This is a genomic window from Pseudomonas canadensis (assembly GCF_030980095.1).
GTDB classification, from domain to species: Bacteria; Pseudomonadota; Gammaproteobacteria; order Pseudomonadales; family Pseudomonadaceae; genus Aquipseudomonas; species Aquipseudomonas canadensis.
In genome coordinates, this window is record NZ_CP133298.1 from 2,794,936 (window position 1) to 2,809,980 (window position 15,045).

The 15,045-nt window shown below is 61.9% G+C and carries 11 protein-coding genes; 6 read left to right on the forward strand and 5 right to left on the reverse strand.

The window, feature by feature from the left end; all coding sequences use genetic code 11:
• The first annotated feature begins 133 nt into the window (after window positions 1-133).
• The 3 genes from treS to RB216_RS12760 are packed head-to-tail and all read left to right on the forward strand — an operon-like array spanning window position 134 to window position 6,933.
• The gene (gene treS, locus RB216_RS12750) at window positions 134-3,481 is read left to right on the forward strand and encodes a maltose alpha-D-glucosyltransferase (RefSeq protein WP_305385045.1); all 3,348 of its coding nucleotides are present in this window, start codon (window positions 134-136) and stop codon (window positions 3,479-3,481) included.
• Window positions 3,478-5,715, forward strand: coding sequence for a 1,4-alpha-glucan branching protein GlgB (glgB, locus tag RB216_RS12755; RefSeq protein WP_028615954.1), 2,238 nt, complete (start codon window positions 3,478-3,480; stop codon window positions 5,713-5,715). The genes treS and glgB overlap by 4 nt, the downstream gene beginning before the upstream one ends.
• A 51-nt stretch (window positions 5,716-5,766) precedes the next feature.
• Window positions 5,767-6,933, forward strand: coding sequence for a GGDEF domain-containing protein (locus RB216_RS12760; protein WP_028615955.1), 1,167 nt, complete (start codon window positions 5,767-5,769; stop codon window positions 6,931-6,933).
• A 194-nt stretch (window positions 6,934-7,127) separates the two neighbouring features.
• Here RB216_RS12760 and RB216_RS12765 read toward each other — a convergent pair whose 3' ends face one another.
• The 3 genes from RB216_RS12765 to RB216_RS12775 form a co-directional block, all read right to left on the reverse strand.
• On the reverse strand, window positions 7,128-9,308 hold the full coding sequence (locus RB216_RS12765) for an ATP-binding protein (RefSeq protein ID WP_308908780.1): 2,181 nt from the start codon (window positions 9,306-9,308) through the stop codon (window positions 7,128-7,130).
• 152 nt (window positions 9,309-9,460) lie between these two features.
• Window positions 9,461-10,312: a CAP domain-containing protein gene (locus tag RB216_RS12770; RefSeq protein WP_028615957.1), complete on the reverse strand. Its 852-nt coding sequence runs from the start codon at window positions 10,310-10,312 to the stop codon at window positions 9,461-9,463.
• 81 nt (window positions 10,313-10,393) lie between these two features.
• Window positions 10,394-11,608 carry an MFS transporter gene (locus RB216_RS12775; RefSeq protein WP_308908781.1) on the reverse strand — a complete coding sequence of 405 codons (1,215 nt, stop codon included), beginning with the start codon at window positions 11,606-11,608 and terminating at the stop codon, window positions 10,394-10,396.
• Between the two features lie 112 nt (window positions 11,609-11,720).
• Between RB216_RS12775 and RB216_RS12780 the strand changes: the two genes are divergently transcribed.
• Together RB216_RS12780 and RB216_RS12785 are read left to right on the forward strand one after the other, a co-directional pair.
• Window positions 11,721-12,629: a LysR family transcriptional regulator gene (locus tag RB216_RS12780; protein ID WP_068937885.1), complete on the forward strand. Its 909-nt coding sequence runs from the start codon at window positions 11,721-11,723 to the stop codon at window positions 12,627-12,629.
• A gap of 20 nt (window positions 12,630-12,649) precedes the next feature.
• On the forward strand, window positions 12,650-13,318 hold the full coding sequence (locus RB216_RS12785) for a GNAT family N-acetyltransferase (RefSeq protein ID WP_028615960.1): 669 nt from the start codon (window positions 12,650-12,652) through the stop codon (window positions 13,316-13,318).
• A gap of 64 nt (window positions 13,319-13,382) precedes the next feature.
• On the opposite strand, the gene RB216_RS12790 is transcribed toward RB216_RS12785, so the two are convergent.
• On the reverse strand, window positions 13,383-13,976 hold the full coding sequence (locus tag RB216_RS12790; protein WP_028615961.1) for a TetR/AcrR family transcriptional regulator: 594 nt from the start codon (window positions 13,974-13,976) through the stop codon (window positions 13,383-13,385).
• Between the two features lie 69 nt (window positions 13,977-14,045).
• On the opposite strand from RB216_RS12790, the gene RB216_RS12795 reads away from it, so the two are divergent.
• On the forward strand, window positions 14,046-14,645 hold the full coding sequence (locus tag RB216_RS12795) for an NAD(P)H-dependent oxidoreductase (RefSeq protein WP_028615962.1): 600 nt from the start codon (window positions 14,046-14,048) through the stop codon (window positions 14,643-14,645).
• Between the two features lies 1 nt (window position 14,646).
• Here RB216_RS12795 and RB216_RS12800 read toward each other — a convergent pair whose 3' ends face one another.
• Window positions 14,647-15,036, reverse strand: a complete 390-nt coding sequence (locus tag RB216_RS12800) for a hypothetical protein (protein ID WP_028615963.1) — start codon at window positions 15,034-15,036, stop codon at window positions 14,647-14,649.
• Window positions 15,037-15,045: the final 9 nt, after the last annotated feature.

Below are 15,045 nucleotides of genomic sequence, written 5' to 3' on the forward strand. Positions count from 1 at the left end.
ACCGGACCTGTAGGAGCCGGCTTGCCGGCGATAAGGCCCCTGGCATCGCTGCATGGCTCAAGTACGCCATCGCCGGCAAGCCGGCTCCTACAGCGACCGCGTTTCTCCCGTTCGAATATTCCAGGAGTTTCCAATGGCGAAGAAGCCCAACGCTGCCACCTTCATCAAAGACCCGCTCTGGTACAAGGACGCGGTGATCTACCAGGTTCATGTCAAATCCTATTTCGACTCCAATAACGACGGTATCGGTGATTTCCCGGGCCTGATCGCCAAGCTCGACTACATCGCCGACCTGGGCGTTAACACCATCTGGCTGCTGCCGTTCTACCCCTCGCCACGTCGCGACGATGGTTATGACATTGCCGAATACCGTGGTGTGCACAGCGACTACGGGACCATGGCCGACGCCAAGCGCTTCATCGCCGAAGCGCACAAGCGCGGGCTGCGGGTGATCACCGAATTGGTGATCAACCACACCTCCGACCAGCACCCCTGGTTCCAACGCGCGCGCAAGGCCAAGCCAGGCTCGGCGGCGCGGGACTTCTATGTGTGGTCGGATGACGACCAGAAATACGACGGCACCCGCATCATCTTCCTCGACACCGAGAAGTCGAACTGGACCTGGGACCCGGTCGCCGGCCAATACTTCTGGCACCGCTTCTATTCCCACCAGCCCGACCTCAACTTTGACAACCCCCAGGTGATGAAAGCTGTGTTGTCGGTGATGCGTTACTGGCTGGACATGGGCATCGACGGCCTGCGCCTCGACGCCATCCCGTATCTGATCGAGCGTGATGGCACCAACAACGAAAACCTGCCTGAGACTCACGACGTGCTCAAGCAGATCCGCGCCGAAATCGATGCCCATTACCCCGACCGCATGCTGCTGGCCGAAGCCAACCAGTGGCCGGAAGACACCCAACTCTACTTTGGTGACAAGAAGGGCGATGACGGCGACGAATGTCACATGGCCTTCCACTTCCCGCTGATGCCGCGCATGTACATGGCCCTGGCCCAGGAAGATCGCTTCCCGATCACCGACATCCTGCGCCAGACCCCGGAGATTCCCGCCAACTGCCAATGGGCGATTTTCCTGCGCAACCACGATGAACTGACCCTGGAAATGGTCACCGACAAAGAGCGCGATTACCTGTGGAACTACTACGCCGCCGACCGGCGCGCGCGCATCAATCTCGGCATTCGCCGCCGTCTGGCGCCGCTGATGGAGCGTGATCGCCGGCGTGTCGAGCTGCTCAACAGCCTGCTCTTGTCGATGCCTGGCACGCCGACCCTGTATTACGGCGATGAAATCGGCATGGGCGATAACATCTACCTCGGCGACCGCGATGGCGTGCGTACGCCGATGCAATGGTCCATCGACCGCAACGGCGGCTTCTCCCGTGCCGACCCGGCCAGCCTGGTGTTACCGCCGATCATGGACCCGCAATACGGCTATCAGTCGGTGAATGTCGAGACCCAGGCCCAGGACCCGCATTCGTTGCTGAACTGGACCCGGCGCATGCTGGCGGTGCGCAAACAATCCAAGGCGTTCGGCCGTGGCAGCCTGAAAATGCTCTCGCCGAGCAACCGCCGCATCCTGGCCTATACCCGTGAGTTCACCGGTGAAGACGGGCGCAACGAGATCATCCTCTGCGTGGCCAACGTGTCGCGCAGTGCCCAGGCGGCCGAGTTGGACCTGTCGGCGTTTGCGGGCATGGTGCCGGTGGAGATGCTCGGCGGTAATGCCTTCCCGCCCATCGGCCAGCTGAATTTCCTGCTGACCCTGGCGCCTTACGGCTTTTATTGGTTTGTGCTGGCGCCGGAAAACCAGATGCCCAGTTGGCATGTGGAACCGGCCCAGAGCATGCCTGACTTCACCACGCTGGTATTGAAAAAGCGCATGGAAGAATTGCTCGAAGAACCTTGCCGCGCCTCCCTGGAACAGACCGCACTGCCGGCCTGGTTGCCCAAGCGCCGCTGGTTCGCGGGCAAGGACACGGCCATCGACAGCGTGCGCATTGCCTACGGTGTGCGCTTTGGCGACCCGCAGCACCCGGTCTTGCTCAGCGAACTGGAAGTGACAGCCGGTGGCCAGGTCAGCCGTTATCAGTTGCCGTTTGGCTTCCTCGGTGAAGACCAGTTCACCAGCGCCTTGCCGCAGCAATTGGCCTTGGCCCGTGTACGTCGGGTGCGCCAGGTGGGCTTGGTAACGGATGCCTTCAGCCTTGAGCACTTTATCCGCGCGGTCATTCAAGGTTTGCAGGCCGGTACTGTGCTCGATACCGGCGACGGCGAGCTGCGCTTCACCGCCACGCCGCACCTGGCCAAACTGCAACTGACAGATGCGGCCGAGGTGCGCTATTTGTCCGCCGAGCAGTCCAATAGCTCCGTCGTGGTGGGTGAAAGCCTCGTGCTCAAGCTGATCCGCAAAGTCGCCTCCGGCGTGCACCCGGAACTGGAAATGAGCGCCTACCTGACCGAAGCCGGCTACCCGAATATCTCGCCGCTACTGGGCTCGATGATTCGCCACGACGCCGAAGGCCAGGACAACCTGCTGATGATTGCCCAAGGCTACCTGAGCAATCAGGGTGACGCCTGGAGCTGGACCCAGAACAACCTGGAACGGGCTATCCGCGACGAACTGGCCGAAGCCATCTCCGAGCAGGAACAGCACTACAACGCCCTCGGCGAGCTCGCGGATTTTGCCGGGTTGCTCGGCCAACGCCTGGGTGAAATGCACCTGGTGCTCGGCGCGAAAACCAGCAACAAGGACTTCAAGCCCGAAGCCACCACGGCCAAGGACACCCAGGCCTGGGCGAAAGATGTCGGCGCGCAGTTGGACCGCGCGTTGCAACTGCTCAAACTTCATCAAAGCCAGTTGAACCCCACGGATCAAGCGCTGGTCAGTGAATTGCTGGCGCAGAAAAAAGCCATTGCCAGCCATGTGCAGGCCTTGGCGAAAGCCACGGCCGGCGGGTTGCGTATTCGGGTTCACGGTGATTTGCACCTGGGCCAAGTGCTGGTGGTGAAGGGCGATGCCTACCTGATCGATTTCGAAGGCGAGCCGGCGCGGCCATTGCATGAACGACGCGGCAAGCACAGCCCGTATAAAGATGTGAGCGGCGTGTTGCGCTCCTTCGACTACGCGGCAGCCATGGCCTTGAATGTACAAGGGGTGGACCATTCGCCCGAAGCGGACCAGGCCCGCAAACGCGTGACTGACCGTTACCTCAAAGAAGCACGCCAGGCCTTTATCCAGGCTTATCAGTCCGCTACGTCTACACTGGCGCATGACTGGCAGGATGCCAAAGGGCAGGACGCAGCGCTGACATTGTTCAGCCTGGAGAAGGCCGCGTATGAAGTGGCCTACGAAGCGGAAAACCGCCCGACCTGGTTGCCGGTGCCCTTGCAAGGGTTGCACGGACTGTTGAGCGGGCTTGCACCTATATCGAAAACTGCACGCGGTGGGGAGACGTCATGAGCTTTACAAATAAAGAACCGCTGCAACCGAAGTTGACTGCATTGCCGGCGTCCAAGGACGTCGAAGCGCTGGTACGCGCCGAGCACCATGACCCGTTCTCGATTCTCGGGCCACACGATGATGAGCACGGCGGCCAGTTTATCCGCGCGTTCCTGCCGGAGGCCTTGAGCGTCCAGGTGCTGGCGCGCGACAGCGGCGAGCCGATCGGCAGCCTGGACGCGAGCCAGGTCCCGGGGTTGTTTGTCGGGCAGTTCAAGACCCGGCAGCCGTACCTGTTGAAAATCCAGTGGGCCGGCGGTGAACAGATCACCGAAGACCCTTACAGCTTCCAACAACTGTTGCTCGGTGAAATGGACCTGTACCTGTTCGCTGAAGGCAATCACCGCGATCTCGGCAGTTGCCTGGGGGCCCAGGTGACCAGCGTCGATGGCATTGAGGGTGTGCGCTTCGCCGTGTGGGCACCGAATGCGCGGCGGGTCTCGGTGGTGGGCGACTTCAATATCTGGGACGGTCGCCGGCATCCGATGCGCCTGCGCCATCCTTCCGGCGTGTGGGAGATCTTTATCCCACGTCTGCAACCGGGTGCGGCCTACAAGTACGAAGTACTCGGCGCCAATGGGATCCTGCCGCTCAAGGCCGATCCCGTGGCGTTGGCCACTCAACTGCCGCCCGACACGGCTTCGAAGGTTGCCGAGCCCTTGCAGGTGGACTGGCAGGACCACGAATGGATGCAATCGCGAGTCGAGAAGCAGAAGACTACTGCACCGCTGTCGATCTATGAGTTGCACGTGGGTTCCTGGCAGGTCGAGCTGGACGAGGCGGGCGAAGTGGCACGCCAGTACAACTGGCGCGAATTGGCTGAGCGCCTGATTCCCTATGTGCAGCAGTTGGGCTTCACCCATATTGAGCTGATGCCGATCATGGAGCACCCCTTCGGCGGCTCCTGGGGCTACCAGGCCTTGTCACAGTTCGCACCGACGGCACGCTTCGGTTCGCCGCAGGATTTCGCCTATTTCGTCAACGCCCTGCATCAGGCCGATATCGGCGTGATCCTTGACTGGGTGCCGGCGCATTTCCCCACCGACACCCACGGCCTGGCGCAATTCGACGGCACGGCGCTGTACGAATATGCCAACCCGCTGGAAGGGTTCCATCAGGATTGGGACACGCTGATCTACAATCTAGGCCGCACCGAAGTGCATGGCTTCATGTTGGCGTCGGCGTTGCATTGGCTCAAACACTTCCATATCGACGGCCTGCGCGTGGACGCCGTGGCTTCGATGCTCTACCGCGACTACTCACGTAAAGCCGGCGAATGGGTGCCGAATCGCCATGGCGGTCGTGAAAACCTGGAAGCCATCGACTTCCTGCGTCACCTCAACGATGTGGTCGCTATCGAGGCACCCGGTGCCCTGGTAATCGCCGAGGAATCCACCGCCTGGCCCGGCGTCAGCCAGCCCACACAGCAAGGCGGCCTGGGCTTCAACTACAAATGGAACATGGGCTGGATGCACGATTCCCTACATTACATCCAGCAGGACCCGGTGTACCGCGCCCACCATCACAACGAGCTGAGCTTTGGCCTGGTGTATGCCTGGTCCGAACGTTTCATCCTGCCGATCTCCCATGATGAAGTGGTGCACGGCAAGCATTCGCTGATCGACAAGATGCCTGGCGACCGTTGGCAGAAGTTCGCCAACTTGCGCGCTTACCTGGCGTTCATGTGGATGCACCCCGGCAAAAAGCTGTTGTTCATGGGCTGCGAATTCGGCCAATGGCGCGAGTGGAATCATGATCAGCAATTGGATTGGTACCTGCTGCAGTACGCCGAACACAAAGGCGTGCAGAAGCTGGTGGGCGACCTCAATCGCCTGTACCGCGAGGAGCCGGCCCTGCATGAGCAGGACGACGCGCCTCAAGGCTTCCAGTGGCTGATCGGTGACGACGCGATCAACAGCGTCTACGCCTGGCTGCGCTGGAGCAAGGACGGCAAGCCGGTGTTGGTGGTGGCCAACTTCACCCCGGTGCCACGCGAGGGTTACGCCGTCGGCGTGCCGTTTGGTGGGCGCTGGAGTGAAGTGATCAATAGTGACGCGGACATGTACGCAGGCTCCAATTACGGTAATGGGGGCGAGGTGTTTACCCAGGATGAACCCAAGCACGGGCAGCCGGTGTCACTGTCGTTGAATCTGCCGCCACTGGGCGTGCTGATTCTGCGGCCAGAATCGCTTTAAAGGCTCTAGCGTGCTGGATTCTGTTGTCCGCACTACTGGCAGGGTGCCACAATGACGCCTTTGTCGTGGCAGTCGAATCAGGCGAAACTCATGAATGGCCTTGGGCGTGGGCAGGACCAGGATTGCTTTATAGAGGAGCAGGTGCGGACCGACCGTTTGCACCAGCTGTTCCGGCAGTCATTTGCTGCGATTTTCGGCAGTTACCTGGCCGCGGTGATGCTGTGCTGGTTGTGCTGGGATCGGTTTGACCATCAGGTCATCCTGGTCTGGCTGGCGGTATTGGCGGTGACTTCCCTGGTTCGTATCCAGATGTTCATGGAGTGGTTTCGCTGTCCCAATGCCGAGCGTACGCCGGACCGTTGGGAGCGCCGTTACTGGGTTACGCTGATGCTGTCTGCCGCAACCTGGGGAATCGGTGCGTTGGCGGTCATGCCCACCGATGATCGATTGTCCCAGGTGCTGGTGATGCTGTTTACGGTGGGCATGTCGGTCAGCGCCGTGTCCTGTTACTCGGCTTATCGCTACATGACCTTGGCCTCCATGGCTGTGGTGCTATTGCCGTGCACCGTGTGGCTGCTGTTCCAACCATCCTCGATGCAAGTGGGCATCGCCATTGCGGTGCTGGTGTTCTCCACCTTTGTGGTCAGCGCCACGCGCAAGCTGTCGGATGCCTTGGAAAAGGCCTTTCGCCTGACCCGTCAGATGGAGCGTGCCCACAACATCTCCACCCGCGCCGCACAGACCGACGAACTCACCGGCCTGATGAACCGTCGTGCCTTTTTCGAACGTGCCCAGGTCTTGTACGCACAATGCCGTCACAATCAACAGCCATTGTGTGCATTGATGATGGACATGGACCACTTCAAGGAAATCAACGATACCTACGGCCACCAGGCCGGTGACCAGGTGCTACGCCAGATTGGTGGGGTGATCAGTGCCTCGTTCCGCCAGGCCGACGTGTACGGGCGCCTGGGCGGCGAGGAATTTGCGGTGTTGCTGCCCAATACGTCGCTGGAAACCGCGCGGGACATTGCCGAGCAGTTGATCAAGGCCATCTCAGGCCTGGCCTCCGAGCCGGTGCATGGCCTGAGCGCCAGCCTCGGCGTGGCCTCCACCCATACTCAGGACCAAGACCTGCACGGCCTGATGAACACAGCCGACAAGGCGCTGTATCGTGCCAAGGCCCAGGGGCGTAATCAGGTGGCGGTGGCCGAGTAGGGCGCTGAATGGTGGTTTTGGTTGTGCTGTGGTTGTGGTGAGCTGGCTTCTGTGGTGAGCGGGCTTGTCCCGCGCTGGGCTGCGAAGCAGCCCCAACAAGATCACCGCATTTTTTTCAGACACACCTTGGCGTTTGGTTTTAGGGCCGCTTCGCAGCCCAGCGCGGGACAAGCCCGCGCACCACCGGACAGCTCTTAGGACATCGCCTTGGCAAGCGCCCGGGCAACCTGGTCGGCGGAGTAGGGCTTGGGCAGGAACTCGAACCCTTCATAACCACTTTCGGCCAGTTCCTCGCTGTAGCCGGAGGTGAGCACCACCGGTAAATCCGGGCGCCGTTGGCGCAATACTTTAGCCATCGCTACGCCCGTCATGCCGGGCATCACCACATCCGAAAAAATCCCATCGAACGCCAGGGCGTCCGCGCCGGCCAATGCGAGCGCCTGCTCCGCATCGGTGGCCCAGGTGGTCTGGTAACCCAGGTCCTGCAGGATCTGGTTGGCGAAGCGCCCCACTTCGAGGTTGTCTTCCACGATCAGGATATGGCGCAGCGTTATGTCCTGGCCCGGCAGGGGGGCCTGCAGGCTTTGCTCGTGTGATATCACCTGCGCCGCCACCTCTGGCAGGTACAGGGTAAACTGCGTGCCCTGGCCCGGATGGCTCGCCACATCGACGTTGCCGCCGGACTGCTTGGCAAAGCCGAACACCTGGGACAACCCCAGGCCAGTGCCTTTGCCGACGGCCTTGGTGGTGAAGAACGGTTCGAAAATGCGTTCCAGCGTCTCGCCGGGAATGCCGCTGCCGGTGTCGGCCAGGGCGATGCTCACAAAGGGTTGGCGGCTTTCCTCGTCGCCACGGATGCGCGGCATGGTGTCCACCGTGGCCACGCGCAAGGTGAGGGTGCCTTGCCCGTCCATGGCGTCTCGTGCATTCAGGGCGATATTGATCAACGCGGTTTCAAACTGGCTGGCGTCGACACGTACGTGGCAAGGACGCTCGGGCAATTGCACCTGCACATGGATACGTGCGCCGGTGACGCTTTCGAGCATTTCGCCGATGTTCTTGACCCGCAGACCTACATCGAAGACTTCCGGGTTGAGTGGCTGGCGTCGGGCGAAAGCGAGCAGTTGGCTGGTGAGTTTGCTGGCGCGCTCGACGGTGTCGGAAACGGCGCTCATATAGCGTTGGCGCCGTTCCTCGGACAAGCCCGGTTGGCGCAGGAAGTCCACCGACGAGCGGATGATGGTCAGCAAGTTGTTGAAGTCATGGGCCACGCCGCCGGTCAATTGGCCGATGGCTTCCAGCTTCTGGGACTGGTGCAACGCTGCTTCCGCCTGGGTGAGGGCTAGGGTGCGCTCGTGCACCCGTTGTTCCAGGGTGGCATTCAGCTCGGTGAACGCCGCCAGGCCCTCGCGTACGGCGGCGTCGGCGCGCACCCGCTCGATATGCGCCCAGGAACGCTCGGTGACTTCCCCGACCAGCGCCAGGTCGTAGGGCGCCCAGACGCGTGCTGTCTTGTGGTGCACTGCCATCAACGCGGTCAGGCGGCCGTCCTTGATCAGTGGGAAGCATACGGTCGCCAGTGCGCCCAGGGCTTGGTAGCTGGCGGCTACCTCCGGCGGAAATTCGACGCGGTTGTCCTGCACCACCAGCGGTTCTCCGGCACGCAGTTGCTGCACGGCCCGCGCGCCGAACGACGCCAGGCTGTAGCGCCCGACGATGCTCGGCGAGCCGGGTGCCGCCCAGTTGCCGCGAATGGTAAAGCCGTCTTCATCGGCGTCCATGTCGGCATAGGCGCAATTGGAGACGTGCAGGTGCTCGGCCAACAGGCGCGTGGTGGTGGACATGATGCTTTCGGCGTCGGTGGCATTGGCCACGGCACTGCCCACGGCGTCCAACACCGCCAGGCGGCGGTTGAGGAACACGGTGGCGGTGGTTTCGGTGACGGTATCCAGCATCCCGACAACCTTGCCATCTGGGTCGCGGATGGGGCTGTAGCAAAAGGTGAAATAGGCTTGTTCAAGGCCAGCGCCGCGCTCGATCAGCAGGGGGAAATTTTCGATATAGGTGGCATGCCCCTCAAACGCCGCATTGGCGATGGGACTCACGTCGGCCCAGACTTCATGCCACACCTCACTGAATGGACGACCGAGTGCAAAAGGTTTGTCGCCAAGGATCGGAATGAACGCGTCGTTGTACAACGTGGTCAGGTGAGGCCCCCAAATGATTGATTGTGGGAAGCTCGACGCAAGACACAGCGCCACGGTGGTCTTGAGCACATCCGGCCACTGCTCCAGTGGTCCCAGGGGTGTGCTCGCCCAATCGTATTGGCGAACCTGCTCAGCCATGTCGCTGCTGCTTTGCAGCCAATTCATCATTGCGATAACACCTTGTCTGCCACGGTCTGTTCACTGCCTGGAAGGGACGGCCCAACAAGCAACAGACCGGAATGCCCGCTGGCAGTTCAGCGGGATTATCGCGGTGATAGCAATTTGATGCACTGTCCGTTTGAGGGGATGTGCAGGTGGGCCTACTGGGCGCCAAAAACCCCCGTCCAGTAAATCCCCGCATCACTTTTCGGGTCCATGGCATAGGCCGCACCCAACTCACGAAATTGCGGGTTCATCAGGTTGGCGCAATGGCCCGGACTGGCGAGCCAACCGTCGACAACCTTGCGTGGTGTGTCCAGGCCGGCGGCGATGTTTTCGCCGATGTTCTTCGCAATGTACCCAGCCAGTTCAGCGCGGTCGCCGGGCGTGCGGCCGTCGTGGTCGAGGTGATCGAAGAAATTGCCGTTGGCCATGTTGCGCGTGTGGCTGTTGGCGGCGCCGGCCAGGTCGTCATTCCAGGACAACGGCGTGGTAGCCGTGAACGCCTGGGTGCCGCACTGGCGTGGTTGTGAGCGCGCGGTGTTGATCAGGTTGAGCAGTTGCTTGCCTTCGGTCTGCCAATCGCCCAGGCCACTGGTGAGCAGCGGGCGGGCGAGCACGATGCGCCAGTCCTGGCCGCTGTTGCTCACGCCGATATCGACAAATTGCGGGTCCAGCACCACGCGGCAGAAGCTTTCGCGCACCGCCTTCATGGCTGCCTGGGCATCCTTGGGCCCCGACAGGCTGATGGCCTGCACATTGACCATCGGGTACGCCGCCCGCGCCAGCGCCTGCTGCAGGTCGCCCACGTTGGTGGCCGGCAGCACCAGCCGGGTGTCGCTGGCCAATGGCGGCAGTTCCTGGGAACCCTGGTCGCCGCAGCGTTGCACCTGGCTGCGGTATTGGTTGATCTGTTGTACCAACTGACTTTCTTCATTCGCCATCGCGCTGGCGCAGAACACCGTAGTGGCGGCCAGCGTCGTAAGACCCATCATCAATGACAGAACGCGCATGGACGTTACCCTTGAGCTTGAAAGTGCCCATGATGCGCGATGTAACCCGGTCTGGTGCAACGCCTTTTTTGTTTTTTTGCCTCAATGGGTGTTCTGCAGGGGGGTGAAGGCACTGAATCGGCGCCATGCCATCACCCATGCCAGCAGGATCAAGGCCAGTGCGACGCCGAACGTTGCATGCATGCCATAGGCCACGGATTGGGGGAGCGCACGGGTGACATCCGGGCTGGCCCAGGCGAACACCGCGCCCAGCGCCCAGGCGCCGACAATCAGCCCGAGGTTGCGTGACAGGTTCAACAGGCCCGAGACCGTGCCACGCCGCGCGGCCTCCACGTCGCTCATCACAGCGGTGTTGTTGGCGGCCTGAAACAGGCTGTAACCCGTGGTCAGGATCACCAATGCGCTCAGGTAGGAGAACAGACCCGAAGTGCAGGACAACAGCAGCGCGCCACAGGCCATCAGGCCCAGGCCGGCCAATGTCATGCGCGGGCTGCCAAGGCGGTCGGTGAGCCTGCCGGCGGGGACGCCGCTGATGGCCGCGACACAGGGCCCGACCGCCATGGCCAGGCCCATCCATTCGGGATCGAGTCCCAGGCCTCGGGACAGATAGAACGGTCCAACCACAAACGTGGCCATGATCACGGCGGCGACCAGGGCACTCATGGCCAGGCCGGTGAGCAGCGACGCATCTTTTAATGATGCCCGGAAACTTGAGCCATCGCGGGATGCCACGCGGGGCCGGTCAATCGGCAGATAGCGGTAGCCAAGGGCGACGGCCACCCCTCCCAATGGCATGCCTATCAGGAAAATCGCCCGCCAGCCCCACATACTCAGTAACACACCGCCAACACTGGGGCCCATTGCAGTGCCGACGGCGGACATCGTGCCCAGCAAACCCATCACGCGGCCGGTACGCTCCTTGGAAACAGTGTCTGCGACCATGCCCAGGGCCATCGCCATCATCATGGCTGCGCCGAGGCCTTGCAGTACGCGTGCTGCAACCAGCCACGCAAGGGACGGCGCCAAGCCGCACAACCCGCACGCCACGGCGAACAGCAGCAACCCGGCAAGCAACAATCGCCGCCGACCGAACCGGTCTCCCAGGCGTCCGGCACTCACAATCACCGCCGTGATCGCCAACAGGTAAGCCAGCACCACCCACTGCACCGCGTGGAAAGAGGCATCAAACGCCCGCGTCAGGCTGGGCAGGCCGACATTGGCGATGCTGGTGCCCAGCGAGGCCAGCAACATGGACAGGCACAGGCTGATGAGGCTGCCGCGTGAACGGGTAGACATGGCAAATCCTTGAGTAATGGCAACTGTCACAAATCTACGGCGTCGCCTAACATGGCGGAAGACGCATGGATTGCAGTTAATAGATGCATACAACGCCTTATAAGGAACGCGGATGCCCGATCTCAATCTGCTGATCACCTTGGATGTGCTGCTCGCCGAAGGCAGTGTCGCGGCTGCGGCCAAACGCCTGCGCCTGAGCCCTTCGGCCATGAGCCGCGCCCTGGCCCGATTGCGCGAGACCACCGGCGACCCTTTGCTGGTACGCGCCGGTCGCGGCCTGGTGCCCACGCCCAGGGCGGTGGCGTTGCGTGAGCAGGTAAGCCGCTTGGTGCAAGAGGCCAATGCCGTGCTGCGTCCCGTGCAATCCCTGGACATGGCCCAGGTGGCGCGTACGTTCACCCTGCGCACCAGCGAAGAGTTCGTCGAAAATTTCGGCCCGGCATTGCTGGCGCGTATCGCTGAGCACGCGCCCGGTGTGCGCCTGCGCTTCATCAACAAAACCGACAAGGACAGCACCTTGCTGCGCGAGGGGCGCGTCGACCTGGAAACCGGCGTGGTCGACCCAACCGCCAGCCCGGAAGTGCTGACCCAGGCGCTGTTTCGCGATCGCTTGGTGGGTGTGGTACGCAGTGGCCATCCTCTCAGCCGAGGTGACGTCAGCGTTGAACGTTACGCCGCAGGCCGGCACGTCTACGTCTCCCGACGCGGTCAGGACCGCGGCCAGATCGACGACATGCTCGAAGCCCAAGGCCTCACGCGACAGATCAATACCGTCGTCGCCGGTTTTGCCACAGCCATCGCTCTAGCCCGCGACACCGACCTGATCGCCAGCGTGCCGGAACGCTATACCGCCCACCAACGCGAGGGCTTGTGCAGCTTTGCATTGCCGCTGGCGTTGCCCACCTTCACCGTGTCGATGCTCTGGCACCCCAGGCTGGACGCTGACCTGGCCCATCGCTGGTTGCGCGGATGTTTGCGTGAGGTGTGCGGGCTGCAACAGGTACAATCGCCGCTGCCTTGACGCTAAACCCAGGAATTTGCATGTTCAGCCTTACCCGCTACACCACACCGTGCCCCGAGCCCATCAATGCTCAGATCCTGCAGATGGTGGTGGACAACCTCACCGACATCAGCAGCGTGGCGCTGCCGCCGAGCAACCTGCTGTACAACATCTACCAGTACGCCATTGGCTTTGAGGTGCACCTGTACCTGGAAGCGTTGAACGGTGCCAAAGGCATTGCCGTCGAATTGGTGGTGGCGATGGAAGAGGAAAAGCTGATCGGCTTTTGCCTGTACCTGCCGGTGAAGGATGACCCAGAAGCCTGCGGTATCGCGTTTATGGCCGTGCAGGTTGGCCACCGGCGCCAGGGTGTGGCACGCGCAATGATGGGTGATGTGCTGAGCCGATATCCCCATGCGGAGCTGGCGTGCTCAGTGGAAAAAGTGCCGGCGTTCGAGGGCATGGGTTTTCAAGTGCGCGGCGCGCGGGGCACCCAGGTGCTGATGAACACACGGGACTACGGCACGGACGGCTTGATGGGCGTGCTGGATGTGGCGGCGATCTACAGCTCATTGGAGGTGCGGCAGATTCATACCTATCTGCTGCAAAAACATGGCAAGCGCGCCATGGTGGATGCCGAGAAACAGCGGGATCGGCATCTTGATCAACTGGCGCACAAGGTGCAGGTGTTTATACAGAATCGGGGCTGAAGCACACGCCGTACTCAGGTAAACACCCGTCGCGCTGGTTTATTCCTCATCCGTCAAAAATCATTTAATCGCGGCCGCGATTGACCATCGCCAGAATGGTTGCCAACAACTCCTGCTGCGCCTCTTCGCGGCTGATCTCACCGCTGGCCGCCGCCTGGGACAGCGCCTCCGCCGCCCCCAACATGCCGCGCAGTCCCGCCTGGGATATGCGGCCAAAGGGCGACAGCGCGTCACGGCATTTATCGAGGAAGATCGCCTCGTACTGGCGCTTGAGGGCTTCCAGTTCCGGCGAACTGCTGAGGGCCGCAATCACCCCTGGGATTTCCCGACCCTGCAACAGCACGCAATCCACATAGGACGCGGCGATCACCCAGGCACGGTCGTCAAGGGTTGCGTTGCTGGCTGCGATGGCGCTGGCAAAGACCTGGTCCTGACGCGCATCGAAATCTTCATACAACGCGGCCAGCAACCCGGCGCGGGTGACGAAATGGTCATAGACCACCGGTTTGGTCACCCCCGCCAACTCCGCCAGGCGGCCGAGTGTGAGGGCTTCGGTGCCTTCATCGCGCACCAGTTGCCAGGCCACGTCCAGCAGTTGGCGCAGGCGATCTTCACGAGACAGGCGACGACGAGGAGCGGGGGACGCTGTGCTTGACATGCTTATATACCAAAAGTAACTTACTAAACGTAACTTAAGCCCAGCGTAACCTCTCACGAAGTCAATGTCATGCACGCACTCATCGTTGTTGCTCACCACGACCCGCAATCCCTCACCCACAGCGTGGCCGCCCAGGTCGCCGCCGGCCTTGCTGCGTCGGGCCACACCTTCGAAATGGCCGACATCGCCGCCGAAGGGTTCGACCCGCGCTATAACGCAGCCGACCATCGGGTACACCGTATGCGCGCCACGCCACCGGCGGACGTACTGGCTGAACAAGCCCGCATCGACCGCGCCGATGCGCTGGTGCTGGCATTCCCGATCTACTGGTGGTCCATGCCGGGCCTGCTCAAAGGCTGGATCGACCGCGTGTTCATCAACGGTTGGGCGATCGATTACGGTCCCGATACGCCGGTGGTGAAGAAATTGCGCCACTTGCAGGTACACCTGCTGGCCTTGGGCGCTGCCGACGACGGCGCGTTTGATCGGCACGGCTACGCCAAGGCCATGCGCACGCAAATTGACTACGGGATCTTCGATTACTGCGGCGCGCAGGTGGTCACATCAGCGCTGTTGCTGGATTCGGAAAGCGGCGGGGCGCAGGCGCATCTGGAGACGGCCCGGGCCTTGGGCGAGGGACTGTTTGAGACCGAGACAGTCGCCGATTGATTCAACCTTCGCGAAACAAATCGTGGGCGTCGAGCAGGCGGTAAGCGATTTCCGGCTGATTCTCCAGGCCTCGACGGATCGCGGCCGGGATCGATTGGCGGGTCTTGCGGCACAGGCCCGGTAGCTCGTCGATAACGATCTGGATGCCACGCATGCTCTTGACCTCGGTGTGACCCGGCGCGATATGCACGCGGATGCCCAATTGCTGGTACATCAGCTGTTGCATGCGTTCCAGGTCTTGCAGGCTCTTGAGGTGTTCAAGGCGGTCGAGCAGTTTCTTTTCTTCCTGGCGCGTCAGGTTAAGGATACGCAGGTCGGCGCCCGGCGCTTGCAGCAGCTCTTCGCGGTCGCAGACGCAGGCGCCGGGTGGGCAGGGTTGGCGGATTGTCATGTGCAGTGC

Coding starts and splice junctions, on each gene's coding strand:
- treS (WP_305385045.1), top strand. CDS start 134: ATGGCGAAGAAGCCCAACGCTGCCACCTTCATCAAAGACCCGCTCTGG.
- glgB (WP_028615954.1), top strand. CDS start 3,478: ATGAGCTTTACAAATAAAGAACCGCTGCAACCGAAGTTGACTGCATTG.
- RB216_RS12760 (WP_028615955.1), top strand. CDS start 5,767: ATGACGCCTTTGTCGTGGCAGTCGAATCAGGCGAAACTCATGAATGGC.
- RB216_RS12765 (WP_308908780.1), bottom strand. CDS start 9,308: ATGATGAATTGGCTGCAAAGCAGCAGCGACATGGCTGAGCAGGTTCGC.
- RB216_RS12770 (WP_028615957.1), bottom strand. CDS start 10,312: ATGCGCGTTCTGTCATTGATGATGGGTCTTACGACGCTGGCCGCCACT.
- RB216_RS12775 (WP_308908781.1), bottom strand. CDS start 11,608: ATGTCTACCCGTTCACGCGGCAGCCTCATCAGCCTGTGCCTGTCCATG.
- RB216_RS12780 (WP_068937885.1), top strand. CDS start 11,721: ATGCCCGATCTCAATCTGCTGATCACCTTGGATGTGCTGCTCGCCGAA.
- RB216_RS12785 (WP_028615960.1), top strand. CDS start 12,650: ATGTTCAGCCTTACCCGCTACACCACACCGTGCCCCGAGCCCATCAAT.
- RB216_RS12790 (WP_028615961.1), bottom strand. CDS start 13,976: ATGTCAAGCACAGCGTCCCCCGCTCCTCGTCGTCGCCTGTCTCGTGAA.
- RB216_RS12795 (WP_028615962.1), top strand. CDS start 14,046: ATGCACGCACTCATCGTTGTTGCTCACCACGACCCGCAATCCCTCACC.
- RB216_RS12800 (WP_028615963.1), bottom strand. CDS start 15,036: ATGACAATCCGCCAACCCTGCCCACCCGGCGCCTGCGTCTGCGACCGC.